The sequence below is a fragment of the Streptomyces dioscori genome (genome assembly GCF_003024195.1).
Lineage (GTDB): Bacteria > Actinomycetota > Actinomycetes > Streptomycetales > Streptomycetaceae > Streptomyces > Streptomyces dioscori.
The window spans coordinates 372,533-398,513 of the sequence record NZ_KZ679041.1 but is presented as its reverse complement, the minus strand read 5'-3'; the positions used below and the strand labels follow the sequence as shown (position 1 = coordinate 398,513).

Genomic DNA, 25,981 nt, shown 5'->3' with positions numbered 1-25,981 from the left:
CATGACTGACGACGTGCGCAACATCGTCCTCGGAGTGATCGCGGCGGGCCTCAGCGCCTCGCTGGGCTGGCTCGCCCGGACGTACCTGTGGAAGCGCAAGCTCCGCCGCAAGCAGGCCTTCTTCGGGCTGCCCGACCACTCCGAGTCGCTGCTCGTGGTCAACCGCGACGCCGGCAGCCCCGATCTGGCCGTGCACCGCTACGACGTGTTCGCACTCCTGGAGCTGTCCGCGCTCATCAAGGACTGCAACGCGCACGCCGACGTGATCACCCAGGACGCGGCCCGGCAGGGCTTCGGGGAACGCACGGAGTTCTGTGTCGGCGGACCTGGGTCCAACCGCCGTATGGCCGCCCATATGCAGGCCATGCTGCCGGGCGTGCGCGTGAACGTCGATCCGGAGCCGGGTCCGGACCGCCTGGCGTTCCAGATAGGCAGCGAGCGCCACCGTATGCAGCCCGGGGTGGCCGAGTACGTCCTGCTCGCGCGGCTGACCGCCGGGCAGCCGGGCCTCGGCAGGCCCGTGTTCCTCTTCTGCGGGCAGCGCGCGATCACCAACCAGGCGGCGACCCGCTATCTGGCCCGCAACCACGAGCGGCTGTACCGCAAGCACGGCGACAACTCCTTCGCGCTCCTGCTGAAGGTCGTGAACTCCCAGGCGTACGGGCCGGATGTCGTCGAGCTGGTCGCCGATGTCACCCGCGCGGCGCAGACCTCCCTGCCCGAGGGGGCCACCAGGACCACCCATCGTGCCGGGCAGTAGGGCGGTGCCGAGGGGAGCACAACCCGACCGGCGCAGCTGACCTTCTGTTCACCAGCGGCCGACGTACTCGTCGGTCCCGCTGCGTGCGCAGTGATCCCCGGCTGCCGCCGGACGGGCCATTGCCCCTCGCTACCGCGTGCCCGGCAGCAGCGTCCCTGGGTCGGCCGAGGCGCCTTCGACAGCCTCTGTCACCGCGGGGACGAACGACAAAGCGTAGTCGAGACCGGGCGCGGCCCGTCCCCCGGCATGGCGGAAGCCCTCACCGGCGCCGAGGCGCACAACCGACGCGGGTTCAGGGCGTACACGTGCCGCCCGTGCCGTACGGGTCATGATCACGCTCCCCCGCTCAGTGTGTGAGGATCTTGGAGAGAAAATCCTTGGCACGGTCGCTGCGTGGGTCGGTGAAGAACTCCTCGGGGGTGCGGTCCTCGACGATGCGGCCGTCGGCCATGAAGACGACCCGGTCGGCCGCCGAACGCGCGAAGCCCATCTCGTGGGTGACGACGACCATCGTCATACCGTCGCGCGCGAGCTGTTGCATGACCTCCAGAACCTCGTTGATCATCTCCGGGTCGAGCGCCGAGGTCGGCTCGTCGAACAGGAGGGCCTTGGGATCCATCGCGAGGGCGCGGGCGATGGCCACGCGTTGCTGCTGACCGCCGGAGAGCTGTGCCGGGTACTTCGGCGCCTGCGAGGCGAGTCCCACCCGGTCGAGGAGTTCGAGCGAGCGCTTGTCGGCCTGCGCCTTCTTCCGGCCGCGTACCTTCGTCTGCGCCAGTGAGACGTTCTGCAGGACCGTCTTGTGCGCGAAGAGGTTGAAGGACTGGAAGACCATCCCGATCTCGGCACGGAGTCTCGCGAGTTCCCTGCCCTCCTCGGCCAGCGGCTGTCCGTCCAGTCTGATCTCACCCGATTCGACGGGCTCCAGACGGTTGATCGCCCTGCAGAGGGTCGACTTGCCCGACCCCGAGGGGCCGATGACCACGACCACCTCCCCCTTGCCGACGGTGAGATCGATGTCCTGCAGGACATGCAGCTCTCCGAAGTACTTGTTGACGTGTCGCAGCTCGATCAACGGATCGACGGCCATGCTCAGCCCTACCCACTCTCAGCAGTGTCGCGATTGCGGCAAACTATCCAGACGAGGATGGACTTAATGCGCGACACGCACTTTTCGGGCATTAGCCGTATTTACTCCGCCGGCGTGGGCCAGGGCTTCACGCCTCCGCGACCTCGGCGTACAGCTGGGAGAGTTCGGGAACCCCGCTGGCCGCCCATTCATGACCCGACACCACCACGTCGATCTCCCGGCCCGAGACCAGCCGCACCACGGGCCGGCCGTTGGGCCACACCTCCCAGAGCGCGCCGGGCACCGTACGGATGATGACCGTGCCGAGGTAGAGGCCAGCGTCGTTGCCGAGCCAGGGCAGGCTCTCCTCGTCGTCGCGCCAGCGTGGCAGCAGTTGGTCGAGTGCCTCCAACGAGGCGACGGTGTCGTCCAGTTCGATCCCCGCCTGATGGGCCTGGGAGCGAAGCAGTTCGCATTCGGAGAGCAGTTCGGCCACCCCCTCGTGGTCGCTCTCGCTGTCCGAGAAGACCGCGACCCCTTGGGCGGGGCCTCGCTTCTTGCGCCAGTTGCCCAGGAAAGGGATGTTCATACACCCAGCCTTTCATCCGTATCGCCCACCGCACCACAGGGCGCGCGGAACGCCTGTTCCCAGGGAGTTCGCACGCAGTTGGCGCCTGCCTCATTGACGGGACCTCGTCGTCTCCTTAGCTTCACGGTGCATCCTGAGCGGGAGGAGTCGGTGTGCGCCGACGTGTGTGGAGCACCACCGTCGCCCTGACCGTGCTGTCCGTACTGACGGCCGCGGTCCCGGCGACGGCTGCGGTCCCGGCGAAGACCGCGCTTCCTCAGGCGGACGCGGTCCGTGCTACGGCCGCGTCACAGGCCAGGGAGCGGCCGCCGTCCCTGGAGCGGCTCTTCGACAACACGGCCGTGAGCGACGACGCACGCCCCGCCGGGGCCGACTTCGACGGCTCGGGCCGGTCCCTGTCGGCGCAGGACCTGACCGCCGCCGGCTGGACACCGGGACGCTCACTGACGGTCCAGGGCGCCCGGCTGACCTGGCCCCGCCGGACACCGGGCGGGCCCGACAACGTACGCGCGGCCGGACAGTCCGTACGGGTACGCGGCCACGGTGACGCGCTCGCCTTCCTGGTCGCGGGCACGGGCGGCGGCGAGGAGAGCGGCACGGGCGTGGTGCGGTACCTCGACGGGTCCAGCTCCTCGTACCGGCTGAGCGCGCCGGACTGGCGCGGCGGCCCGCTCGCCACCAAGGCCGTGGCCCTCCCCCACGTCAACACCCCCGGCGGTCAACTCGCCGAGAAGGCACGGCTGTACGTGGTGACCGTGCCGCTCACCCGAGGCCGCTCGGTGGGCTCCGTGGAGCTGCCGGACAACGGCGACCTGCATGTGTTCGCCCTGTCGGTACGCTCCGACAGCCCCGGCTGGACCGGGAGTTGGGCCGCTTCGACCTCCGGCTACCCGGCCGTCGGGCCGTGGACGGACCGGACCCTGCGGCTGGTGGTGCACACCTCGGCGGGCGGGCCACGGGTACGGATCCGGCTCGACAACACCTTCGCGGCCGCGCCCGTACGGATCGGGAGCGCGACGGTCGCGGTGCAGGCGTCCGGGGCGAGCCCGCGCGGCGCTCCCGTGCCGCTGTCCTTCGGGGGGTCCGGGGGCACCGAGATCCCCGCGGGAGCGCAGGCGTTCAGTGATCCGCTGGGCTTCGACGTGCCCGCGGACGGCAACCTCCTCGTGAGCTTCCACCTGCCGGGAACGGTAGCGGCGGCGCCCGTGCACAGCCTCGCCGTCCAGCAGTCGTACGTCAGCGAGCCCGGCGACCATGCCGGGGACGCCGCCCCGGACGCGTACACCTCGACGATCCTCAACTGGCCGCTGCTGACCGGTGTCGACGTCGGTGACGAGTCCGGCGGCGAGCCGGGCGGCGGATCAGGTGGCGGGTCAGATGGCGGGCCGGGGTCCGTCGTGGTGCTCGGGGACTCGATCACCGACGGGGAGAAGTCGACGCGGGACGCGAACCGGCGCTGGCCCGATCTGCTGGCCGACCGGCTCCGGGAGCAGAGTGTGGTGCCGCACCATGGGGTGCTCAACCAGGGGATCTCGGCGAATCGTGTGGTCACCGACCGGTATGTCGGTGACGGTGTCTCCGCCGACACGGGCGGGGTGAGTGCGCTGCACCGCCTCGACCGGGATGTCCTCGCGCAGACGTCGGCGCGTACGATCGTCGTCTTCCAGGGGATCAACGACGTCCGCTGGGGTGCGAGTGCCGAGCAGGTCGTGGACGGGCTGCGGGAGATCACCGAGCGGGCGCGCGGGCGGGGGCTACGGGTGCTGGTCGCGACGATCGTGCCCTGTGCGGGGGAAGCGCGGTGCACCGCCGAGGTCGATGCTCGGCGGAGCGCTGTGAACCGGTGGATTCGGTCCGGGGCGGTGGATGCCGGGGTCGACGGGGTGCTCGACTTCGACGCGGTGTTGCGGGATCCGGGGGATCCCGCGCGGATGTTGTCTGTCTACGACAGTGGGGATCATCTGCATCCTGGGGATGCGGGGCTCGCTGCGCTGGCTGCCTCTGTGGATCTGGGGTTGTTGTAGGGGATCTTTGGGAGGGGCGGGGCGGATTTTGGGCAGGTCCTGTCGCTGTTCGGGTGCGGGTCCGTGGGGGCTGGTCGCGCAGTTCCCCGCGCCCCTTAGGGCGTCGTCGGGTGCGGGTCCGTCGGGGGCTGGGCGCGCCGTTCCCCGCGCCCCCGACGGGGCACCCCCGAAGGGGCGCCCCTCGTGGGGCTAGACGTCCAGGTCCACTACCACCGGGGCGTGGTCCGAGGCTCCCTTGCCCTTGCGTTCCTCCCGGTCCACGTAGGCGTCCGTGACCGCCTTGGCGAAGGGGGCGTTGCCGTAGACCAGGTCGATGCGCATGCCCCGGTTCTTGGGGAAGCCGAGCTGGCGGTAGTCCCAGTACGTGAACGGGTGGTCGTACTTCAGGGGGCGCGGGACCACGTCCGACAGGCCCGTCCCGCGCAGGGCGGTGAGCGCGGCGCGCTCGGGCTCCGTGACGTGCGTGGAGCCCTCGAAGACGGACCGGTCGAAGACGTCGTCGTCCGTCGGAGCCACGTTGTAGTCGCCCAGCACCGCGAACGGGCGGCTGCCGGCCGCGTCGCCCGCGACGGCCGTCTTCAGGGCCTCGAACCACTGGAGCTTGTACGCGTAGTGCGGGTGGTCCACCTCGCGGCCGTTCGGCACGTAGACCGACCAGACGCGGACCGGGCCGCAGGTCGCGGAGACCGCGCGGGGCTCCTCGGTGCCCTCGTACCCGGGGTCGCCGGGCAGGCCCCGCACGATGTCCTCCAGGCCCACCCGGGACACCACCGCCACGCCGTTCCACCGGCCCGTCGCGTTCACCGCGGACTCGTAGCCCAGCTCGCGCAGCTCCTCGGTGGGGAACTGCTCGGCGGTGGTCTTCGTCTCCTGGATGCACAGCACGTCCGTGCCGCTGCTCTCCAGCCAGGCCAGCAGCCTCGGGAGACGGGCGGTGATCGAGTTCACGTTCCAGGTGGCGATACGCATGCCCCACAACCTACCGGGCGCCTCTGACAGTCGGGGGTCGGGCACTCGGGGGGCGGCCGCTCAGAGGTCGGCGGTCTCGCCCGGGGCCAGCCTCAGGTGCTCGGAGCCGCCCAGCGTGCCGATCTGGCGGTCGTAGGCGGGGCGCGCGAGGTCCGTGAGCAGGGCGTCGTGGATGTCGTACGCGCGCTGCGGCTTGACCTCCCTGACGTAGTCGATGACCTCGGAGATCTTGCTCCAGGGGGCCTGGACGGGCAGCAGCAGCGTCTCGACCGGGTGGTCGGGGAGGGTGAGCGCGTCGCCGGGGTGGAAGACGCGCCCGCCGTCGACGAGGTAGCCGACGTTCGTGATGCGCGGGATGTCCGGGTGGATCACGGCGTGCAGCTCGCCGTGGACCTGTACGTCGAAGCCCGCGGCGGTGAACGTGTCGCCGTGGCCGACGGTGTGCACCCGGCCCGGGAACGCGGCCGAGAGCTGGTCGGCGACCGACTTCAGGGTCCAGATCTCCGCCTGCGGGTTGGCCTCCAGACCGGCCCGCAGATGCCCTTCGCTGAAGTGGTCGGGGTGCTCGTGCGTGACGAGGATCGCGTCCGCGCCGACCGCGGCGTCCTCCTCGCTGAAGACACCGGGATCGATGACGAGTACGCGGCCGTCCTTCTCCAGGCGGACGCAGGCATGCGACTTCTTTGTGAACCTCATGCCTTCCATCCTGCCTCCGCCCGTCGGGGCGGGCCCACCCGAGGGGCCCCTTTCCCGCCGCTCACTCCTGTGGGGTGGTCTCCTCGCGGATGACCTGCTGGGCCACCTTGAAGGCGCTGTTCGCGGCCGGTACGCCGCAGTAGACGGCCGCCTGGAGGAGTACTTCCTTGATCTCGACGGGGGTGAGCCCGTTACGGAGGGCGGCCCGGGTGTGGAAGGCCAGCTCGTCGAGGTGGCCGCCCGCGACCAGGGCGGTGAGGGTCACACAGCTGCGCGAGCGCCGGTCGAGGCCCGGCCGGTCCCAGATCTCGCCCCACGCGTAGCGCGTGATGAACTCCTGGAAGTCCCCGGAGAACGCGTCGGCCTGGGCGAGCGCCCGGTCCACGTGGGCGTCCCCGAGCACCTCGCGGCGGACCTTGATGCCCGCGTCGTACGGATCGGCCCGGCCCGTCAGCGCCTCGGGCTGGGGGGCCGGGGCGATCTCGGCGACGGGTGCCGCCTGCTGCGGCACGGAGAGCACGGGGCTCGCCTGCGGGACCACGACCGACATCTGCCCCGTGGACGAGTCGTAGGCGGGCTGCTGCCAGGCCGTGGAGAAGTGCCGTACGAGGAGGTCCGTGACCGCGGCGGGCTGCTCGACGGGGACCAGGTGGGAGGCGCCGGGCACCACCGCGAGGCGGGCGTCGGGTATCCCGGCGACCAGGGTGCGGGCCTCGGCGGGGCCGGTCACCTGGTCGTCCGAACCGACCAGGACGAGCGTGGGCACACCGATGCGGCCGAGGTCGGCGCGGATGTCGAACGCGGCGAGCGCCTCGCAGGCGGCGATGTAGCAGCCCGGGTCGGTGGTGCGCACCATCTGTACGGCCCACTCGGTGATCGCGGGCTGTGCCGCGGCGAACCCGGTCGTGAACCAGCGCTCGGGGGACGACCGCGCGATGGGGTCCAGGCCGTTCGAACGGACGATCACACCGCGCTGCCGGAACTCGTCGGCCGTGCCGAAGCGGGGGGAGGCGGCGATCAGCGTGAGCGAGGCGACGCGGTCGGGGCGGCGCAGGGCCAGCTCGGCGCCCACGGCGCCGCCGAGCGCGCAGCCCGCGTAGCCGAACCGCTGCACGCCGAGCCCGTCGAGGGTGGCGAGCAGCCGTTCGGCGAGCTCGGTGACCGAGCCGGTCGGGTGCGCGGGTGCGCCGCCGTGGCCGGGCAGGTCGAAGCGGAAGACCCGCCACTGCTTGGCCAGCTCGGGGACCTGCCGGTCCCACATGTGCCAGGTGGTGCCCAGTGAGGGACCCAAGATCAGGACAGGTGCGTCTTCCGGCCCGTCAAAGCGGTATTGAAGGGTGTTGGTCTGTGCGTCTCTCACCCGACTCACGCTCCCACATCTCACGATTTCTCACGCACTTGGGTCGGATCCCCGTGCAGGGCGTCCCACGTTGTGTCAGCCTCGCGGAGATCCTCCGCACCGGCCTTCACATCTCGCCGCGCGGCGGGAACACCGGCACACCGGCCGCACCGCGCGTCATCGTACAGAGGGACCCTGGGAGGCTTCCGGGGCTCGTGGCGGTTGCAGCGCCTCCCAGTGGACCGTGCGACCGCACCAGCGGTTGAGGAGTGTCCGGTCGTGGCCGACGGCGAGCAGGCCCGCGCCGGTGGTGGACCTGTAGGTCTCCACCGCGGCGACCAGCGCGGCGCCGGTGGAGGCGTCGAGCATGGCGGTCATCTCGTCGCAGATCAGCCAGCGGGGGCGCAGGACGAGGGCGCGGGCCAGGCAGGCGCGTTGCAGCTGGCCGTCGCTGACCTCGTGCGGGCGGCGGGTCAGCAGGTCGGGCGTCAGGCCCACGGTCGCGGCCAACTCCGTCACGCGGTCCGGTACTTCGCTGCGCCGGCCGGTGGCGTGCAGGGGTTCGGCGATGAGGTGGGCGAGGCGCAGGCGGGGGTCCGCGGCGAGTCTGGGCTGCTGGAAGACGACCCCGAAGGCGGTGCGTTGTTCGCGCGGGGCACGGTGGCGCCAGTGGCGTACGGGTTCGCCGTCGAGGAGCAGGGTTCCGGAGTCGGGGCGGTGCAGCAGGGCGGCGACGCGGGCGAGGGTGGATTTGCCGCAGCCGCTGGGGCCGAGCAGGCCGACGGCCTCGCCGGGCTCGACGGTCAGGGAGAAGTCCCTTACGACAGGCGCGCGTTGGTCGTATCCGGCGGTGACGGCCCGTAGTTCAAGCATGGCTGTCCTCCGGTACGTACGGGTGGTGGCAGGCGACCGTCGCCGTCATCGGCGGTTGGGTAGCGCAGGTGTCGGCGGCCCGGTCGCAGCGGGTGGCGAAGGCGCAGCCGTCGGGGAGGTCGCCGAGTTCGGGGGGCATGCCGGGGATGGGGGTGAAGGCGCGGTCGGGCAGCGCCTGGAGGAGGCCGCGGCTGTAGGGGTGGCGGGGGCCGGGGGTGCCGAAGAACGCCTCGGCGTCGGTGAGTTCGACGATGCGGCCCGCGTACATGACCGCCACGCGGTCGGCGACGCGCTCGGCCGCCGCCAGGTCGTGGGTGATGACCAGCAGAGCCCGGCCGGCGGTGTCCACGTGGCGGCGCAGTTCGTCGACGGTGTGGTCCACGAGGTCGCGGTCGAGCCCGGTGGTTGGCTCGTCGGCGAGGAGCAGTGGCGCCTCACCGACGAGGGCGAGGGCGGTGGCGGCGCGCTGGGCGAGGCCGCCGGAGAGTTCGTGCGGGTGGCGGTCGAGGTGGTCCGCGGGGAACGCGGCACGCGCGGCGGCCTCCTCGGCGGCGGAGCGCAGGGCCGCCCGGCCGCGGACCCCCGTCAACTGGGCTACGGCTTCCTGCAGTTGGGAGCGGATCGTGCGGACGGGGGTCAGGTGGGCGGCCGGGCTCTGCGGTATGAGGCCGATACGGCGGCCCCGGACCGTACGGGCCAGGGTGCGCTCGTCGGCCGCGAGCAGGTCGAGGTCGCCGAGGCGTGCCTCGCCCGCGGCCTGGGCGTTGGCGGGGAGCAGGCCGAGGAGCGCGGAGACGAGGACCGACTTTCCGCAGCCGCTCTCGCCGATCAGGGCCAGGCACTCCCCCGCCGCCACGTCGAAGTGCGCGTCGGTGACGGCGGCGACACGGCGTCCGCCCGGCATGAGGAAGCGCACCGACAGGCCTCGTACGGACAGCACGGTCACAGCATCAGCTCCGATCGGCGGCGCGGGTTGATCCGCTCGCGCCAGGCTCCGGCGAGGCCGGCGATGGCGAGGGTGGGGACGATGAGGAACAGGCCGGGGTAGAGGGTCGGCCACCACTGGCCGGCGAGCAGCGAGCCGCGGGCGTTCTGGATGAGGTTGCCGAGGCTCGCGAGGTGGGAGGGCAGGCCGAGCCCGAGGAAGGACAGGGCGGACTCGTGCCACATGGCGTGCGGCACCATGAGTACGGCGGCGAGCGCGGCCTGGGGCAGTACGGCGGGCAGCAGATGGCGTACGGCGATGCGCAGTCGTGACGCGCCGCCGGAGAGCGCCGCGTCGATGTACGGGCGTGAGCGCAGGGACAGCACCTCGGCGCGGACGATCCGGGCGGTCGACAGCCAGTGGGTGAGGCCGACCGAGACCACCACCGGCCAGACGCCGGGACGGAACATGGCGACGATGAAGATGCCGAGGAGCAGATGCGGGACGGACGAGAAGGTGTCGACCAGCCGCATGACGGCCCGGTCGGCCCAGCCGCCCAGTGCTCCGGCCGCGGCGCCGACGGCCGTTCCGATGACGGTCGCCGTCAGGGCGGCCGTGACGCCGACGAGCAGGGAGACGCGCAGGCCGTACACACAGCGCAGCAGCAGGTCGCGGCCGACGTCGTCGGTGCCGAACGGGTGTGCCCAGGACGGCGGTTGCAACTTGGCGGCCAAGTCGACCGCCTGTTGGTCGAGTTGGACGAGCGGCGGTACGAGCAGGACCGCGAGGACCGTCACGAGGACGAGGGTCACGGAGGCGCGTACCCGGAGGGTGCGGGTGGAGCGGCGGCGGGTGCCGTACGAACGCCACTTGGGCCCGACTGCCGTCTCAGCCATGGCGGTCGGCTCCGGTCTCGGGCGTCGGGGAGTCACATCTCACTGAGTTTCACCCTCGGGTCGAAGAGTCCGTAGAGCAGGTCCGCGAGCAGGTTGCCGGCCAGGACGGCGACGGTGGCCAGCGCGGTGAGTGCGGCGAGGAGCGGGAAGTCGACGGCGGTGGCCGCCTCCACGGTGGCCGCCGCGATGCCGGGCCAGCTGAAGACGCTCTCCACCAGCAGGGCGCCGGTGATGAGTTCGGGCAGCCGGGAGCCGATGAGGGTGAGGACCGGGAGCAGCCCGGAGCGCAGGGCGTGGCCGAGCAGGACGGTGTGTTCGCTCAGGCCCCGGGCACGGGCGCCGCGTACCGGGTCCTCCGCCAGGGCGTCGGCGACACCCTGGCGGACGTAGAGGGTGAACCACGGGAGTTGGGAGACGGCGAGGACTCCGGCGGGCAGGACGAGGTGGCTCGCCACCTGACCGGGGGTGACGTGTTCGCTGGCGGTGTCGGTCAGGCCGCCCGCCGGCAGGAGGTCCAGCCGGAGGGCGAACAGCCAGATGGCGAGCAGGGCGGTCCAGAACACCGGGGCGGCCGAGAGGGTGTAGGCGAGCGAGGTGACCGTACGGTCGAACCATCCGCCCTGGCGACGGGCGGCGAGCACTCCGAGCAGTGTGCCCACCAGGACGGCCGCGGCGAACGCCACCGTGCACAACAGCGTGGACCACAGCAGGCGTTCGCCGATCACGTCGGCCACCGGCTGGCGCATCACGCTGGACTGGCCGAGGTCGCCGGTGAGCGCGGAGGTCAGCCAGTCCCACCAGCGTTCGGCGAAGGGCCGGTCCACACCGAGGTTGGTCCGGAGCCGGTCCAGGGTCTGGCGGTCGGCGCCGAGGGCGGCGGTGCCCGCGTAGGCCCGTACCGGGTCGAAGGGGGAGGCGGCGGCGATCGCGAACATGCCGAAGGTGACGGCCAGCAGGACCGGGGCGGCGAACAGGGACCGCCGCCCGGCCAGCCGGGCCATGGCCCCCCAGGGCGGTCGGCTCACTGCGCGGGCCGCCAGTCCTCGATGTTCCACCAGGGGCCGCTGGCGAATCCGTGCTCGTGCGGCTCCAGTTGGGTGGTCAGGCCCTGCCAGCGGTCGGCGAGGACGTAGACGTGGTCGATGTGAGTGAGGAAGGTGGAGCCGGGGTCCTTCACCAGCTCCCGCTGGAGCGTGTCGTACGCCGTCCTGCGCGTCGTCTCGTCCTGGCTGCGGCGGCCGGTGTCGAGGGCCTTGTCCACGGCCGGGTTGTCGTAGTGACCCATGTTGTTGAAGCCGTTCCCGGCCAGCGAGGAGTGCAGGAGTGTGTAGAGGCCGAAGTCGGGGTCGCCGGTGCTGCCGCCGCCGGCGAGGACCGCGTCGTCCTTCATCCGCGGTTCGATGACCTCCCAGGTGGCGCTCTCGGCCGTCACGTCGATACCGGCCTTCCTGGCGTCGGAGGCGTAGGCGAGGGCGTGGTCCTGGCGGACCTTGTCGCCGGAGGGGTAGAAGAGGGTGAAGGCGGCGCGCAGGCCGTTCTTGGTGCGGACTCCGTCCGCGGCGGCCCGCCAGCCCGCCCGGTCCAGGATCGCCTTGGCCCTGTCCAGGTCCTGGGGGCGTTCGATGCCCTTCGCGAACCACGGGTCGTCGACGGGCAGCGGCCCGTACGCGGGGCGGCCCGCGCCGTCGAGGATCTTGGCCGCCATGGCCTCGCGGTCCACGGCGGCGTCCAGGGCCCGGCGGATCGCCCGGTCGCCGGTGACCTCGTTCCCCGTGGGCAGGGTGACGGTGCGGAAGTCGTAGGACCTGGCCTCGTAGGTCCTGACACCACGGGACTTCTCACCGCTGTTGTTCTTGTGGGCGGCGGCGAGGTTCGGCGGGAGGATCGCGCCGTCCAGGTCGCCGGAGCGCAGCCGGGTGGCGCGTACGTCGTCGTCCTCGACGACGGCCATGGTGACCGTCTTCACCTTCGGCGCGCCGCCCCAGTACCGGGGGTTGGCCTTGAAGGTGAGCTTCTCGCCCTTGCTCCAGGCGGCGAGGACGTACGGGCCGGTGCCGATCGGCTCGGTGTTGAAGGAGCCGGTGTTGGGGTCCTGGTCGCCGGCAACGTGCTCGGGGACGATGGGCAGGACCGTGCGGCCGGCGAAGGGCGCGTAGGGGTACTTGAGCGTGAAGACGACCTTGTCGGCGCCGTCGGCCCGCACCTCCTTGACGGCGTCGAGTTCGCTGCGGGAGGTGTTGTTGGTCCTCTCGTCGAGGACGGTCTCGTACGTGAAGACCACGTCGGCGGCGGTGAGCGGTTCGCCGTCGCTGAACTCGACCCCGTCGCGCAGGGTGTAGGTGTAGGTCAGGCCGTCGTCGCCGACCTCGGGCAGTGCCTTCGCCAGCGCGGGCCTGAGCTTCAGGTCGGCGTCCCGGGCGAGCAGCCCGTCGAAGATCTTGGAGTTGCCGTCCTTGCCGTAGCCGAGCAGAGGGCTCAGGGTGTCCGGCTCCGAGGCCACCCCGATCACCACCGAGTCGGCGGACCCGCCACCGCCGGACCCGTCACCGGGCGCCGAGCACGCGGCGGCCCCGCAGGCCATCGCCGCGGCGACGACTGTGCCGCGTATCCATCGGCTCGTCATGAACCACCCCTTGTTGCCGTCAAGATGCTCTTGCGCATCAGATGCAACAGGGGGCTACCCAAGCCGATCGCACATCAGTCCACGACCTGCGCACAGCCCTCGGCCCACTGTCCGGCCGAGGGCTGGTGTCCGGCCGCTCTACCGGCCGGTGGCGCGCGGAGAACTCATCCGACGCGGCCCTCGTCGAAATTCTCCACCGGTTCCCCGCCGGGCGGGTCCTGCGGGAATTCCTTTCGCGGAACTACATATCCGTGTTCCGTGCCGCCTTGTACCGTCACACCCCAGGCGGTCTTCGTCTCGCTGATCTCGGCCATCTGGTAGCCGTATTCCCCGTAAAGGGAAACCTTCGAGCCTTCGTTCAGCGTGACGGACCTGTTCACGTCCCTGGCCGTGTAGGTGACGTAGAACGTGACCTGGGACAGGTCTTTGGAGATCTGCCTGATGACCCACCGGCAGGAGTGGCACGGCCCTTGCGAACATCCGAGGTAGACATCGCCCGTAAAACCGTTCGCGATGTTCTGCCAGGTTTGCGCGTCCTGTGTGTCCGCGGCCGGCCACGCTTTCACGATGTCGTTCGCGAGCGCGTTCACCGCCTTGATCTCGGCGTCGTGGTCGTGCAGCCGCTCACCCGCGCGGGGGCTGTTCTTGGGCTCCGGCCTTCCCTCGTACCAGCGCGAGGGGCGCACCTGCGGTTTCTCGCTCGTGTACCACGCCTGCGGCTGCGTGATCCTGCGGTTCGCCGCGTCCCGGATCTCGTACGAGAGCCAGCACTGCGACCTGGGGTAGGGATTCGTCGATGTGGACATCCTCGTATTCCGATCGTCTCACCGATGACCCGGTCAATTCGCCGGGAAATGGGTCTGATCGCACGTCGCGCGATCGGCGGGGCGGGGAAGCGGGACCTCCGCACCCGGTATCCGATAATCCGGTCGTGACAGCGTTCGGGAAAGCACCGGAACAGCGGACGGGCCGCGATCGGCGGCCGTCCTCGACCGGTCCCGGCACACCCGTGCCGCCACGGCCAATATTTTTTCCAGCCCAATAGTCGTCGTGCCGGACTGCACTGTCAACGGCCGTGCGGTGCCGAAAAGCAGACCGGCCTGGTCCGCTTTACCGGACGGCACCGCACGGCGATATCGAGGCGTGAGGCGAAATCTGTCACGGCCGGAACGCGCCGACTCACCCGTAAATGCAGGCCGCTTTTTCACGGCGCATTGCAGACGCGCTCACCCGGGGCGCGGGTCACACGGCCTGGACCGGATGACGGACGACCGCGTCGAAGAGATAGCCCTGCGTGTTGTGGACGGTGGTCTCCGGCTGGGTGCGCCCCGTCGTGTCGGTCGCACGGGCCAGGAGCGTGTACGCGCCCGGGGCCGCCGGACGCCAGTCGGCGGACCAGCGGACCCAGTCGGCGCGGCGCGGGGCGTCGTACAGACGGGCGCGCCGCCAGCTCGCGCCGCCGTCGGTGCTCACGTCGACGCGTGCCACGGTGCCCGCGCCCGACCACGAGCGGCCGGTGAGACGGTGCTCGGCGGCGGTCTCCAGGCGTGCGTTCCACGGGAGTTCGAAGGCGGACTTGAGTGTCTGGCGGGTGAGCGGGGCGCTGCCTCCCGCCGGGTACGCGTCGCCGAACAGCCGGTAGAAGTCGGTGTTCCACGGGGAGTACAGCGGCTGGGCGGAGACCTCGATGTCACCGACCCACTTGATCGACGCGATCCCGATCCAGGACGGCACGAGGACCCGTACGGGACCGCCGTGGTCCGGCGGGAGCGGCTCGCCGTTCATCTCGTACGCGAGCAGCACGTCGTCCAGGGCCTTCGACACCGGCAGCGGGCGGCGGACGCGGCCGAGGTTCGTGCCGTCCGCCGTGACGTAGTCGGCGTCCAGGCCGCGGGGCAGGACGTCCACGGCGCCGCGGCTCAGCCCGGCGCGGCGCAGCACCTCGCCGAGCCGTACCCCGCGCCAGCGGGCCACGCCGATCGCGCCCAGTGTCCACGCCGTGCCGGACACGGTCTGGCCCTGCTGTGTCGTGAAGAAGCTGCGGCCGTTGCCCGCGCACTCCACGAACGCGCTGCGGGTGGTGGCGGGCAGGCGCTTCAGGTCGTCGAGCGTGAACTCGGCGGACCCGCCGCCCGCGAGGCCGTCCCCCCAGACGGTGACACTCCAGGCGTTCGCGTCCAGGACGGGGGTGGCGGTGTGGTTGCGGACGAAGAAGCGGTCGGTGGGGGTGTGGTGGCCGGTGCCCGCCAGTGCCTCGAACCTCGTCTCGGCGTTCGTACCGCGGGAGGTGAACCAGGCGTCGGGAAGGGGCTTGACTATGCCGGGGACCGCGGCGGCGGACCCGCTGCCGGTGGTACCGGCGACGGTGGCGGTGGTCGTGGCTGTGCCTGCGGCGGAACCGGAAGTGGCGAGGGCCGGTGCGGCGAAGCCGGTGGTGGCGGCGGTGGCCGCGCCGGCCAGTCCGGCGGCGGCGGCCAGCAGTCGGAGCATGTCGCGCCGCTCGACGCCCTCGGCCCGGGCTTCGCCCGCGAGCCACTGACGGAGTCTGCGACGGTCGTAGACGGACTCGTCGTCGTGCGTGCCGGTACGGGAATCGGTACGGGACATGGGTGGGCTCCTGCCTGTCGGAGGTTCACGGGCACGGGTGGGGAGGCGGTGGGGTGGCCGCCGGTCTGCGGGTACGGCAGAGCTCGCCGGGCCCTGCGGCATGGAAGCGAGCCGCAAGAGGAGAAGGGCGGCCGGGAGCGCGGTCGTGGGCTCGGTGAGGATCAACAACAGCCGTGCGGCGTGCGCACGCGGAACCGCGGGGCAGGGCGGCATCGGCTGAGGATCATGGGCGCCATGGTACGAGGCCGCGCGCCGACCCGCCGGTGAATCGCGGGAGTCGGGGAGTCAAGGGCGTCGGGGAGCAAGGGAGTCGGGGAGCAAGGGAGTCGAGGGGCAAAGGAGTCGGGGGGGTCGCGAGGTCTGGGCGCGCTCAGACGTCGGTCGGCGAGCCCAGGCCTGTGAGGGCGCCGACCGGATCCAGGTCGGGCGTGCCGCGCGGCCACCAGTCGTCGTGACCCGGTTCCGACTCGTACGCGTACCAGAGGCCGTCGTGGCCCAGCCGGAGCTGTATGTGGCCGTGGGGGTGGGTGAGGTGGTTGTGCCAGGGCCGGAAGGTGGGGAAGTCGGCCGCGAGCAGGAGCGGGCGGGCCCGGTCGAAACGCCCCGCCGGAGGGTCCCAGGCCTCTTCGAGGACGGCGAGCCCTTCGAGTCCGCCCTGGCGCCACGCGGCGACCGCGCGGGCCAGGTCTCCCGGGGTGCGGCGGGCGGCGGTGGCCAGGTCCGCGTAGAGGGCGCGGGTGGTGGCGGTGAGGCCGGAACCCGGGCGGACGGCGGCGATCCGCACGGCGTCCTGCCAGAGGGTCAGCTCGGCGAGGGGATCACGGCCGGTGGTGAGCAGGGCGTGCGCGCGGGCGGCCGCGTCGGTGGCCAACTGGTCCAGCGCGAACGGGTCGGGGCCGCCGGGCGAGGCCGGGTAGGCCGGGGGCTGCTCCGGGTGTGCGGGCGGCGGCAGCGGGGCCGGCAGGGGTGTCCGTACGCTCCGCTCGACGGCCTCGCGGGCCGGGACCCCGGGAAGCGCCGGTTCCTCGGCGGCGCGGGACGAGCGGGCGGCCAGGGTGGCGTTGCGCCGGGACAGTTCGTCCAGCAGTTCCCGCTCGCCCCGGCCGCGCAGCAGCAGGAGGACGAACGGGTCCTCGTCCAGCAGCCGCGCGGTCTGGTAGCAGAGGGCGGCCGCGTGCTTGCAGGGGTGGCCGGAGTCCGGGCAACTGCAGCGCGGGACGAGGTCGCCGGGACCGGGAAGCAGCTCCACCCCGCAGTCGGCGAGAGTCCGGGGCAGCTCCTTGTCGAGCAACGCGGCGATGTGGGCCGGGCGTTCGGCCGCGGCGTCGAGGAAACGCTCCCAGTCGTCGTCCGAGAGCGTACGCATCCGGATCTGCACGCGGTACGGCCGCGGGCGGCTCCCGTGCACGTAGGCGAGCACGAGCCCCGGTGTGACCGTGACGGCGTCGACGTGCCCCTCCCCCGCGTACGCCTTGCCCCGCCCGAGCCGTGCCGCGTCGAGCGCCATCTCCTCCAGCGCGGCGACCCAGGCGTTGCCCCACCACGTCTCGGCGAACCCGCCGCCGCCCTCATTCCGTGCCCGCGCCGGCGGCGGGAACGTACGCCGCAGCTCACCGTCCCGGGCGGGGGCGGCCATGGAACGACCGGCCGCGGGGGCGCTGCGCTGTGCGGGGGCCGGGGGGTCGTGGGGGGCGGGGTAGGTGTCAGGTCCTGGGTGGGTGTCGGGGTCGGGGTCGAGGTGGGTGTCGGGGCCGGCGTCAAGGGCGGGGCGGGCGTCGGCTAGCGCGTCGACATCGGGGTCCGTGCCGCTGCCGGTGCCTGCGCCTGCGCCTGCGCCTGCAATCGTGCTCGGGCCGCCGTACGGGTCCGGAGTCGGCGCCGGACGCGTGGTGCCCTGCTCGGCGTCCGGCTCGTCCGCCCCCTCCTCCCTTTCCAGCCGGGACGACAGGTCGAGGGTGTTGCCCAGCAGCGCGGCCAGTTCCCGGACCTGGGCCGCCGCCTCGCGACTCGGCGTGGCGGGACGAGCGCCGGGGGCGGTGGGCCCGGCGCCCCCGCGCCGCTTGCGGGCTGTCCCGACTCCCTTGTCCTGCGCGGCGGCCCGCTCCCGCTCCGCCTGGACACGCGCGGCTCGCAGGGCCTCCCGGGCCACGTCGCCGGGGCGCGAGACCCCGGAAGGAGCGTCGGGCCGGTCACCCACGGGCGGCTCGGAGACCTCGCCGGGCCGCCCCGTCACCGTCGAGGCGGGGGCCTCATCGGGCCGTCCCACCACCGTCGGGGCGGGGCCCTCATCGGGCGGGCCCGTCACCGTCGCGTCGGCGGCCGGACCCGGGAGCTCCGCGGCGGGCTTCCTGGTGGCAGCCCGCCGCAGCGCCTCGCGCGCGATGTCGCCCGGCCTGGGCCCGGCTGCCGTGCTTGCCCCGGCGGCCGCAGCGGGCGCGTCCGGCGCGTCGGAGTGCGGCTCCGCCGCTTCGAGACCCGGGGCGGCCACATCGCCGCGCCGCGCGGCCCGCAGCGCACGCCGGGCGGCGTCGGCCGGCCGCTCCCCACCGGCCGGAGCGCGCTCGTCCACCGCGTCGCCCCCCGGACTCGACTGATCCGACTGTTCCCGATGATCCGACTGTCCCGGCTGATCCGCCTGATCCGACTGGTCCGCCTGATCCGCCTGGTCCCGCTGATCCGCCTGATCCGGCTGATCCGGCTGATCTGGCTGATCTGGCTGATCCGTACGAGACATCACCTGGACCTCCGCAGGGACACCAGGTCGGACAGGTCGCGGTCGGTCAGTTCCGTCAGGGACGCCTCGCCGGAGCCGAGGATCGCGTCCGCCAGGGCCCGCTTGGAGGCGAGCATGTCGGCGATGCGGTCCTCGACGGTGCCCTCGGTGATGAGGCGGTGCACCTGGACGGGCTGGGTCTGGCCGATGCGGTAGGCGCGGTCGGTGGCCTGTTCCTCGACGGCCGGGTTCCACCAGCGGTCGAAGTGGATGACATGGCCCGCGCGCGTGAGGTTGAGACCGGTGCCGGCCGCCTTCAGCGACAGGATCAGGATCGGTGTGGCGCCGCTCTGGAACCGGTCCACCATGTGTTCGCGCTCGAACACCGGCGTGCCCCCGTGGAGCAGTTCGACGGGGACCGCGCGCGCCGTGAGGTGGTTCGTGATCAGCCGGGCCATCCCCACGTACTGCGTGAAGACGAGGGCCGAGCCGTCCTCGGCGAGCAGCGTGTCCAACAGCTCGTCGAGCAGGGCGAGTTTGCCGGAACGGGCCGCCTGGCGGGCCGCTCCCGAGCCGCTGGGGAGCCCGTCCGGCTCCTCCTTCAGATACAGCCCCGGGTGGTCGCAGATCTGCTTGAGCGCGGTGAGGAGCTTGAGGACCAGGCCCCGCCTGGCGATGCCCTGCGTGGTCTCGATGGCGAGCATCGACTCGCGGACCACGGCCTCGTACAGGGAGGCCTGTTCACGGCTGAGGGGGACGGGGTGGTCCGTCTCCGTCTTGGGCGGCAGTTCGGGGACGATCCCCGGGTCGGACTTCTTGCGCCGCAGGAGGAAGGGCCGGATCAGCCGGGCGAGGCGGGCCACGGCCTCCTCGTCCTCGCCGTTCTCCACGGCGCGCGCGTGCCGGGCGCGGAAGGACTTCAGGGGGCCGAGGAGTCCCGGGGTCGTCCAGTCGAGCAGGGCCCACAGCTCGGAGAGGTTGTTCTCCACCGGTGTACCGCTCAGGGCGACCCTGGCCGGGGCGGAGATCGTCCGCAGGGCCTTGGCCGTCGCCGAGTACGGGTTCTTGACGTGCTGGGCCTCGTCCGCGACGACCATGCCCCAGGTCTGCTCGGCGAGCCGGGGCGCGGTCGAGCGCATCGTCCCGTAGGTGGTCAGGACGAAGCCTCCGTCCATGTCCGCCAGGGAGCGGTCCGGTCCGTGGAAGCGGCGCACGGGCACTCCGGGGGCGAACCGCTCGATCTCCCGCTGCCAGTTGCCGAGCAGCGAGGCGGGGCAGACCACGAGGGTCGGTTCGATACGTGCCCGTTTCAGATGGAGGGCGATGACGGTGATGGTCTTGCCGAGTCCCATGTCGTCGGCGAGACAGCCGCCGAGACCGAGCGAGGTCATCAGGTCGAGCCAGGCCAGCCCGCGCAGCTGGTAGTCGCGCAGGGTCGCCTTCAGGCCGGGCGGCGGTTCGGCGGGGAGCAGTCCGGCAGTGAGGCGGTCGCGCAGCGCGGCGAGCGCGCCGACGGGCACCGCCTCGACGCTCTCCCCGTCGACCTCCACACTGCCGCTGAGCGCCGCGGAGAGGGCGTCGACCGGGTCCAGCAGGCCCAGTTCGCGCTTGCGGGCCTTACGGACCAGGGCCGGGTCGACGAGCACCCACTGGTCCCGCAGCCGGACGACGGGGCGGTGCGCCTCGGCGAGGGCGTCCATCTCCGCCTCGCTGAGCGGGTCGCCGCCCAGGGCCAGCTGCCAGCGGAACTGGAGCAGCTCCTCGCTCTCGAAGAAGCCCGTCCCGTCCGTTGCCGAGCCCGGTGCGGGGCGGACGACCGCGGCCGCGCTCAGGTCCTGGGCGAGGTCGCGCGGCCAGTGCACGGCGACCCCGGCCGCGCCGAGGCGGGTGGCCGCCACTCCGAGCAGGTCCGTCAGCTCGTCCTCGGACAGGGCCAGTACGTCCGGCACGTCCTGAGCGGACAGCCGGTCCAGGGGCGGCCAGACCCGGGCCGCGCGGCGCACGGCCAGGGCAGCGTCGACCCGGGCGCGCGGGCCGAACGTGGCGTCCGCCGTGCCCGCCCACAGGGCCGCCGCGTCGACGACGTGGGTGGGGTCGGCGAGGCTGTGCACCTGGACGACGGCCGCGCCCGCCCGCCGCGCGCCCTCGCTGTCGTCGAAGAGCTCGTACGCGGACAGGTCGAGGCGCAGGGAGATCCGGACCCCGGCGTCCATGCCGGCGGCGACCTCCGCCGCCCAGTCCTGGGCGCCCGGCAGCCGCTGGGCCCCGCTCGCCGCGAAGGGCCTGCCCGCCGCGTACGGAGCGGCCGGGGTGCGGGGCAGGGCGTCGGCGACCGCGTCCAGGAAGGCGCGTGTCAGCGCTTGTGGATCGGGCAGCCTGAGCGGGCCGCGGCCGGGCAGCGGGACGGCGTGTCCTTCGTACGGAAGGGCCGCTGCGATCGCCCTGAGGTGGGCGATGTCGTCCGGGTCCAGGGGGCCCGCACGCCACGCGTCGAACCCGTCGGGTGTCAGACCGGGCAGCAGCCGGCCGCGCGCGACGAGCCGCAGCGCGTGCAGGGCGGCGGCTCCCCAGCAGGCCGTGGCGGGGTGGGCGGCGGGGTCGCGCCTGGCCCGTACGAGCAGCGGCAGGGCCTCGGTGACCGGCATGGTCAGGGCGGGGACCGCGTGCCGTCGTGTCCCCGTGCCGTGCCGTCGGACGACCGTCAGCTCGGTGTCCGGTGTGGGGGGCGGGAGGCCGCCGTCCGGGTCCCAGAAGGCCATCCGTCCGCCGCGGGGCAGTGCGGCGGGCAGGAACACGGCGGCCAGCCGGAGGGACACCTCGGCCTTCGGCCGGGCGTCGGAGCGGGCCTCGGCGCGCGGCTCCTCCGCACTCGTCCCCTCACCCGCCCCCGTACTCGTACGCGTCCCCGCACTCATGCTCCCGGCCACCTCCCTCGCCTGCTCCCGCCCCGGTCGGATCGATCGTCTTCGACTCTACGGGCCGGGTCTGACAACGCGGCCCGTCGGCCGGAGGGGGCCGGGGGGCGCGGCGTGATCCGGGGGTGGTCGGGGGGGGGCGGGGTGCGGTCAGGGTGTCGTTCTGGAGACCACGTAGACCATGGGATGGCCGGGCTTCGCCCAGTCCACGACGATGTGGTGCGTGGGCGTCGGGTTCTTCCGCTCGTGGTTCAGACCCGACCAGGGGCCGGGGCCGGTGAACTCCCAGCCGACGACACGCCGGTCGCGGGCGCTGATGACGAGGTCGTCCTTCTCCAGGGCGTCGAGGCTGGTCCCGATGGTCCTGAGGAACTTCTCCAGGCCCTCGTCGCTGGTGAGGAACTGGACGTAGAGACGGCTGGTCTTCCAGTTGTTCGTCTCGTAGTACGCGACCTCGGCCGAGTAGCCCGGGATCGGCACCTGGTACAGACGGCGCTGGACCCGGGAGGGCCAGCCGGGGGTGAGCCCGGTCGCCGAGTACTTGGCCTCCTTGTCCTTGCCGCTGTCACGGCTCTGGTTGGCGGAGATCACCAGATAGCCGGCCGGTACACCGATGAGCAGCACGATGATCAGCAGGGTCAGGGCGCGGCGGCGGATCCGGTGGCCAGGCTCCTCGGGCGGGCGGGGCGGCTCGTCCGGGGGTGAGGCCTGGCGCGGCAGCGAGGCCGTCATCACAGCGTCTCCTGCGCCTCGCGGCGCGACTCGGCGTAGCGCTCGTAGCGCTCGTACCGTTCGACGCGGCGCCGGTTGGCGCGCCGGAAGCGGCGGGCCACGAGGCGGGCGAGGTCCGCGGCGCCGACCATGCCGGCCTCGGGGCCGAGCTGGGCGCGGGCGATCCGGGCCTCGGGGCGGTAGCCGCGGCCGGTCAGATGGCGGCGGAAGGCGTCGCGCGCGGGGCCGATCAGGAGGTCGTCGGCCGCGCTGACGCCGCCGCCGATGACGAAGCAGGAGGGGTCGAGGGCGGCCGCGAGGTTCGCGATGCCGACGCCCAGCCACTGGCCGATGTCCTGGAGCAGCTCGATGCACATCGCGTCGCCCTCGCGGGCCAGCTCGGTGATCATCGGGCCGGTGATCTCGGCGATGTTGCCCTTGACGTGCTCGATGATGCCGTAGGCCACCGGGGAGTCGGCGGCGGCGAGTTCGCGGGCCTCGCGGACCAGGGCGTTGCCGGAGCTGTACTGCTCCCAGCAGCCGCGGTTGCCGCACGGGCAGCGGTGGCCGCCGGGCACGACCTGCATATGGCCGAACTCGCCCGCCACACCGAACTTGCCGCGCTTGACCTGCCCGTCCTCCAGGATGGCGCCGCCGATGCCGGTGCCGAGGGTGATCATGACGAGGTGGTCCTCGCCGCGGCCCGCGCCGAAGCGCCACTCCGCCCAGGCGGCCGTGTTGGCGTCGTTGTCGACCAGGACGGGAACGGCGAGGCGGCCCGCGATACGGTCCCGCAGGGGTTCGTTGCGCCACGAGAGGTGGGGCGCGAACAGGACCCGGTTGCGTTCCGCGTCGACCCAGCCGGCCGCGCCGATGCCGACCGCGTGCACGTCGTGCCGGTCGGAGAGGTCCAGCACCAGTTCGACGATGGTGTCCTCGACGACCCTGGGGCTCTTGGACTTGTCGGGGGTCTCGGTGCGGACCTTCTCCAGGATGTTGCCGTCCGCGTCCACGACGCCCGCCATCACCTTCGTGCCGCCGATGTCGATGCCGACGGTGGGGACGCGCGGTGCCGTCAGGTGGGAACGGCGCTCGCGTGTGCCCACGGTGCGCAGGGCGGTGGCACGGCGGGAGCCGATGGGGGCGCCCGCGGCTCTGGCGGAGCCGAGCGCCCTGGGCAGGGCGAGGTCGCGGTAGGTGCTCATCGCGCCGATTCTGCTACACGCTGCCGCTCGGCTGCACGGCGGCGTCCTTCGCTTCGCTCGGGCCGCCCCGGGGTGGTGCCGGTGTTTCGCCGCCCGCGGGAGCGTCGTGGCTGGTGGCGCAGTTCCCCGCGCCCCTTTCGGGGCGCTCTAGGTCCCTCCGTTCTCCAGTTCGTGGCGCAGGTCGTCCAGCTCCGTGCCGCCCGCCATTTGGCGGGTCAGTTCGTCGAGGGTGATGTCTTCCCGGGTGTGGTTGCCGACCATCGTGCCGCGCTTGAGGAGGACGAAGCGGTTGCCGACGAGGTACGCGTGGTGGGGGTTGTGGGTGATCAAGACGACACCCAGGCCCGCGTCACGTGCGGCGGCCACATATTTGAGGACCACACCGGACTGTTTGACGCCCAGCGCCGCGGTGGGCTCGTCGAGGACGAGGACCTTCGCCCCGAAGTGAACGGCCCGGGCGATCGCCACGCACTGGCGCTCGCCGCCGGAGAGGGTGCCGATGGGCTGGTCGACGTCCCGTAGGTCGATGCCCATGCGCAGGAGTTCCGCGTGGGTCGTGCGGCGCATGAGGTCGACGTCCAGGCGCTTGAAGGGGCCGGACCCCTTGCGCGGCTCGGAGCCGAGGAAGAAGTTCCGCCAGACCGGCATCAGGGGGACGACGGCGAGGTCCTGGTAGACCGTGGCGATACCGCGGTCCAGGGCCTCCCGCGGGGACGCCGGACGCGCGTCCTCGCCCTCGATGCGGAAGGTGCCCGCGTCGTGCTGGTGGAGCCCCGCGATGATCTTGATCAGGGTCGACTTGCCGGCGCCGTTGTCGCCGAGGACGCAGGTGATCTCCCCCGCGTGGACCTCCAGCGAGACGCCCTCCAGGGCGCGGATGTTGCCGTAGTACTTACTGACGTCGTCGAGCTCGACCAGGGGCGTGCGTCCGGCGGACGTCGTCGTGGTGGGCTGCGTCATGCCGTGGCCTCCGCGCGCTTGCGGACCCAGGCGTTCAGCAGGGTCGCGAGGAGCAGCATCGCTCCCAGGAAGAACTTGAACCAGTCGGGATTCCACTCGGCGAACACGATGCCCTTGTCGGTCATGCCGAAGATCAGCGCGCCGACCGCCGAGCCGACGGCGGAGCCGTACCCGCCGGTGATCAGACAGCCGCCGATGACGGCCGCGATGATGTACGTCAGCTCCTTGCCGACGCCCTCTCCCGACTGCACGGCGTCGAAGGAGAAGAGCAGGTGCTGTCCGGCGATCCACGCGGCGAACGACACCCCCATGTAGAGGCCGATCTTGGTCGCGGCGACGGGCACGCCCACCGCGCGGGCCGCTTCCTTCCCGCCACCGACCGCGAAGATCCAGTTGCCGACGCGGGTGCGCAGCAGGATCCAGGAGGCGAGGGCCACCAGGCCCAGCCACCACAGGATGGTGACCTTGAAGTCGATGCCGCCGACGGTCAGGACGGACGCGAAGAGGGCCCTGGCGGAGGCGAAGCCCTCCATGTCGGCGATCGTCTTGGTCGAGACGGTGCCGCTGATCAGCTTGGTGAAGCCGAGGTTCATCCCGGTCAGCATGAGGAAGGTGCCGAGCGTGATGATGAAGCTGGGCAGCTTGGTGCGGGTCAGCATGAACCCGTTGAAGAAGCCGATCGCGAGGGTGACCAGGAGCGAGACGCCGACGCCCACCCAGACGTTCGCGGTCATCTGGTAGCTGAACATCGACGAGATCAGCGCGGACGAGGTCACCATGACGCCCGCCGACAGGTCGAACTCGCCGCCGATCATCAGCAGGGCGACGGGCACCGCCATGATGCCGATCGTGGAGGCCGCGTACAGCACGGTGGCCAGCCCCGCGGCCCGTACGAAACCGTCCGCGATCAGCGCGAAGAAGAGGAAGACGGCGAGCGCGCCGACCACCGAGCCCAACTCGGGGCGGCCGAGCAGCCTGCGCAGCGGTGAGGTCCGCAGCAGCCGGTCGTCCGCTGTGGAGGCCGTGGGGGACGCGGGAGGCGTGGGAGACGTGGGGGGCGTCGCGGTCATCGGGTGCCCCGGTCCGCGTAGCTCTCCAGCTCGGCGGCCTGGTCCTTGGTGATGATCTGCGGGCCGGTGAGGACGGGGCGTCCGCCGCCGAGCGTGTCGGCGTTGTACCGGTACAGCCAGAGCAGGTCGACGGCCTCGTACCCCTGGAGGTACGGCTGCTGGTCGACGGCGAAGCCGAGGGTGCCGTCCTTGAGCGAGGCGGCGACCTTGGCGTTCAGGTCGAAGGTGTCGATCTCGGCCTTGCTGCCCGCGTCCTGCTTGGCCTTGACCGCGGTGTCCGCGTAGGGCGCGCCGAGGGTGACGACGGCGTCGACGGAGCGGTCGGCCTGGAGCTTGGCGCCGATGGAGGACTGGACGGCCGACATGTCGGTGCCCTCGACGTAGATGTTCCGCACGGTGCCGTCGAAGGTCTTCTTCACGCCCGCGCAGCGCTGCTCATGGCCGACATTGCCCTGTTCGTGCAGGACGCAGAGGGCTGTTTTCCGGCCACGCTCGTTCAGCTCGTCGCCGACCGCCTCGCCGGCGATCGTCTCGTCCTGGCCGATGTGGGTGAGCGCGCCGAACTCCTTGGACTTCTCGGATCCCGAGTTCACCGTGATCACGGGGATGCCGGCCTTCACGGCGCGGGCGACCGCGCTCTTCATGGCGTCGGGCTTGGCGAGGGTGACGACGATGCCGTCGACGCCCTTGTCCACGGCGGCGTCCACGAGCTGTGCCTGCTGCTGCCCCTCGTCGTCGTGGGAGTACAGGAACTTGATGTTGTCCTTGTCGGCGGCCTGCTGGGCACCGTTCTGGACGATGTCCCAGAAGGTGTCGCCGTCACCCGAGTGGGTGATCATCGCGACGGTCCAGCGGGGCGTGCTCACCGCGCCACCACCCTGGGCCGACGCCGCTTTACGGGCGTCCTCGGCGCGCTTGCCGCCGGTGCTGCTGCACCCGGCCAGGGATGCGCCCAGCGCCCCCGCCACCGCGATGCTGACCCAGGTCCGAAACCGTGCCACGAGGCCGTGCCCTTCTTGATGTCCGATACATGAAAC

21 protein-coding genes are annotated in these 25,981 nt (G+C 72.2%); 2 read left to right on the top strand and 19 right to left on the bottom strand.

All coding sequences use genetic code 11. The features are described 5' to 3' along the window. The first annotated feature begins 1 nt into the window (after position 1). On the top strand, positions 2-760 hold the full coding sequence (locus C6Y14_RS12915; protein WP_199854719.1) for a hypothetical protein: 759 nt from the start codon (positions 2-4) through the stop codon (positions 758-760). 346 nt (positions 761-1,106) lie between these two features. On the opposite strand, the gene C6Y14_RS12910 is transcribed toward C6Y14_RS12915, so the two are convergent. Further along, entirely contained in the window at positions 1,107-1,850 is a 744-nt protein-coding gene (locus C6Y14_RS12910; protein ID WP_107016739.1) for an amino acid ABC transporter ATP-binding protein, read from the bottom strand. Positions 1,851-1,977: 127 nt separating this feature from the next. Then, positions 1,978-2,418: a DUF6278 family protein gene (locus C6Y14_RS12905; protein ID WP_107016738.1), complete on the bottom strand. Its 441-nt coding sequence runs from the start codon at positions 2,416-2,418 to the stop codon at positions 1,978-1,980. Between the two features lie 152 nt (positions 2,419-2,570). On the opposite strand from C6Y14_RS12905, the gene C6Y14_RS12900 reads away from it, so the two are divergent. Beyond that, entirely contained in the window at positions 2,571-4,442 is a 1,872-nt protein-coding gene (locus C6Y14_RS12900) for an SGNH/GDSL hydrolase family protein (RefSeq protein WP_107016737.1), read from the top strand. A gap of 189 nt (positions 4,443-4,631) precedes the next feature. Here C6Y14_RS12900 and C6Y14_RS12895 read toward each other — a convergent pair whose 3' ends face one another. From C6Y14_RS12895 to C6Y14_RS12815, 17 genes are all read right to left on the bottom strand, one after another. Further along, complete coding sequence (locus tag C6Y14_RS12895) at positions 4,632-5,411, bottom strand: exodeoxyribonuclease III (protein ID WP_107016736.1); 780 nt, start codon at positions 5,409-5,411, stop codon at positions 4,632-4,634. A gap of 60 nt (positions 5,412-5,471) precedes the next feature. Next, positions 5,472-6,107: an MBL fold metallo-hydrolase gene (locus tag C6Y14_RS12890; protein WP_107016735.1), complete on the bottom strand. Its 636-nt coding sequence runs from the start codon at positions 6,105-6,107 to the stop codon at positions 5,472-5,474. Between the two features lie 61 nt (positions 6,108-6,168). Next, positions 6,169-7,467: a bifunctional 3-oxoadipate enol-lactonase/4-carboxymuconolactone decarboxylase PcaDC gene (gene pcaDC / locus C6Y14_RS12885; protein WP_107016734.1), complete on the bottom strand. Its 1,299-nt coding sequence runs from the start codon at positions 7,465-7,467 to the stop codon at positions 6,169-6,171. Positions 7,468-7,623: 156 nt separating this feature from the next. Next, entirely contained in the window at positions 7,624-8,319 is a 696-nt protein-coding gene (locus C6Y14_RS12880) for an ABC transporter ATP-binding protein (RefSeq protein ID WP_107016733.1), read from the bottom strand. After that, complete coding sequence (locus C6Y14_RS12875; RefSeq protein ID WP_107016954.1) at positions 8,312-9,223, bottom strand: ABC transporter ATP-binding protein; 912 nt, start codon at positions 9,221-9,223, stop codon at positions 8,312-8,314. Before C6Y14_RS12875 ends, C6Y14_RS12880 begins: the two co-directional genes overlap by 8 nt. 38 nt (positions 9,224-9,261) lie before the next feature. Next, positions 9,262-10,140, bottom strand: coding sequence for an ABC transporter permease (locus C6Y14_RS12870; RefSeq protein WP_107016732.1), 879 nt, complete (start codon positions 10,138-10,140; stop codon positions 9,262-9,264). 32 nt (positions 10,141-10,172) lie between these two features. Next, positions 10,173-11,141, bottom strand: a complete 969-nt coding sequence (locus C6Y14_RS12865) for an ABC transporter permease (RefSeq protein WP_107016731.1) — start codon at positions 11,139-11,141, stop codon at positions 10,173-10,175. 20 nt (positions 11,142-11,161) lie between these two features. Continuing rightward, on the bottom strand, positions 11,162-12,763 hold the full coding sequence (locus C6Y14_RS12860) for an ABC transporter substrate-binding protein (protein WP_107016730.1): 1,602 nt from the start codon (positions 12,761-12,763) through the stop codon (positions 11,162-11,164). 164 nt (positions 12,764-12,927) lie between these two features. Further along, complete coding sequence (locus C6Y14_RS12855) at positions 12,928-13,569, bottom strand: hypothetical protein (protein ID WP_107016729.1); 642 nt, start codon at positions 13,567-13,569, stop codon at positions 12,928-12,930. A 436-nt stretch (positions 13,570-14,005) separates the two neighbouring features. Next, positions 14,006-15,370, bottom strand: a complete 1,365-nt coding sequence (locus C6Y14_RS12850) for a sulfite oxidase (RefSeq protein ID WP_107016728.1) — start codon at positions 15,368-15,370, stop codon at positions 14,006-14,008. Between the two features lie 370 nt (positions 15,371-15,740). Then, a complete protein-coding gene (locus C6Y14_RS12845) occupies positions 15,741-17,939 on the bottom strand; it encodes an SWIM zinc finger family protein (protein ID WP_107016727.1) in 2,199 nt (732 codons plus the stop codon). Positions 17,940-18,103: 164 nt separating this feature from the next. Continuing rightward, on the bottom strand, positions 18,104-20,998 hold the full coding sequence (locus tag C6Y14_RS12840) for a DEAD/DEAH box helicase (RefSeq protein ID WP_107016726.1): 2,895 nt from the start codon (positions 20,996-20,998) through the stop codon (positions 18,104-18,106). A 150-nt stretch (positions 20,999-21,148) separates the two neighbouring features. Then, positions 21,149-21,730 carry a sugar kinase gene (locus C6Y14_RS12835; protein WP_107016725.1) on the bottom strand — a complete coding sequence of 194 codons (582 nt, stop codon included), beginning with the start codon at positions 21,728-21,730 and terminating at the stop codon, positions 21,149-21,151. Next, entirely contained in the window at positions 21,730-22,914 is a 1,185-nt protein-coding gene (locus C6Y14_RS12830) for an ROK family glucokinase (protein WP_107016724.1), read from the bottom strand. Before C6Y14_RS12830 ends, C6Y14_RS12835 begins: the two co-directional genes overlap by 1 nt. Before the next feature lie 147 nt (positions 22,915-23,061). After that, the gene (locus C6Y14_RS12825) at positions 23,062-23,874 is read right to left on the bottom strand and encodes an ATP-binding cassette domain-containing protein (RefSeq protein WP_107016723.1); all 813 of its coding nucleotides are present in this window, start codon (positions 23,872-23,874) and stop codon (positions 23,062-23,064) included. Further along, positions 23,871-24,944 carry an ABC transporter permease gene (locus tag C6Y14_RS12820; RefSeq protein ID WP_107016722.1) on the bottom strand — a complete coding sequence of 358 codons (1,074 nt, stop codon included), beginning with the start codon at positions 24,942-24,944 and terminating at the stop codon, positions 23,871-23,873. Before C6Y14_RS12820 ends, C6Y14_RS12825 begins: the two co-directional genes overlap by 4 nt. Further along, entirely contained in the window at positions 24,941-25,945 is a 1,005-nt protein-coding gene (locus C6Y14_RS12815) for a sugar ABC transporter substrate-binding protein (RefSeq protein WP_107016721.1), read from the bottom strand. Before C6Y14_RS12815 ends, C6Y14_RS12820 begins: the two co-directional genes overlap by 4 nt. Between the last annotated feature and the right edge of the window lie 36 nt (positions 25,946-25,981).

Coding starts and splice junctions, on each gene's coding strand:
- C6Y14_RS12915 (WP_199854719.1), top strand. CDS start 2: ATGACTGACGACGTGCGCAACATCGTCCTCGGAGTGATCGCGGCGGGC.
- C6Y14_RS12910 (WP_107016739.1), bottom strand. CDS start 1,850: ATGGCCGTCGATCCGTTGATCGAGCTGCGACACGTCAACAAGTACTTC.
- C6Y14_RS12905 (WP_107016738.1), bottom strand. CDS start 2,418: ATGAACATCCCTTTCCTGGGCAACTGGCGCAAGAAGCGAGGCCCCGCC.
- C6Y14_RS12895 (WP_107016736.1), bottom strand. CDS start 5,411: ATGCGTATCGCCACCTGGAACGTGAACTCGATCACCGCCCGTCTCCCG.
- C6Y14_RS12890 (WP_107016735.1), bottom strand. CDS start 6,107: ATGAGGTTCACAAAGAAGTCGCATGCCTGCGTCCGCCTGGAGAAGGAC.
- C6Y14_RS12880 (WP_107016733.1), bottom strand. CDS start 8,319: ATGCTTGAACTACGGGCCGTCACCGCCGGATACGACCAACGCGCGCCT.
- C6Y14_RS12875 (WP_107016954.1), bottom strand. CDS start 9,223: ATGCCGGGCGGACGCCGTGTCGCCGCCGTCACCGACGCGCACTTCGAC.
- C6Y14_RS12870 (WP_107016732.1), bottom strand. CDS start 10,140: ATGGCTGAGACGGCAGTCGGGCCCAAGTGGCGTTCGTACGGCACCCGC.
- C6Y14_RS12865 (WP_107016731.1), bottom strand. CDS start 11,141: ATGGCCCGGCTGGCCGGGCGGCGGTCCCTGTTCGCCGCCCCGGTCCTG.
- C6Y14_RS12860 (WP_107016730.1), bottom strand. CDS start 12,763: ATGACGAGCCGATGGATACGCGGCACAGTCGTCGCCGCGGCGATGGCC.
- C6Y14_RS12855 (WP_107016729.1), bottom strand. CDS start 13,569: ATGTCCACATCGACGAATCCCTACCCCAGGTCGCAGTGCTGGCTCTCG.
- C6Y14_RS12850 (WP_107016728.1), bottom strand. CDS start 15,370: ATGTCCCGTACCGATTCCCGTACCGGCACGCACGACGACGAGTCCGTC.
- C6Y14_RS12840 (WP_107016726.1), bottom strand. CDS start 20,998: ATGAGTGCGGGGACGCGTACGAGTACGGGGGCGGGTGAGGGGACGAGT.
- C6Y14_RS12835 (WP_107016725.1), bottom strand. CDS start 21,730: ATGACGGCCTCGCTGCCGCGCCAGGCCTCACCCCCGGACGAGCCGCCC.
- C6Y14_RS12830 (WP_107016724.1), bottom strand. CDS start 22,914: ATGAGCACCTACCGCGACCTCGCCCTGCCCAGGGCGCTCGGCTCCGCC.
- C6Y14_RS12825 (WP_107016723.1), bottom strand. CDS start 23,874: ATGACGCAGCCCACCACGACGACGTCCGCCGGACGCACGCCCCTGGTC.
- C6Y14_RS12820 (WP_107016722.1), bottom strand. CDS start 24,944: ATGACCGCGACGCCCCCCACGTCTCCCACGCCTCCCGCGTCCCCCACG.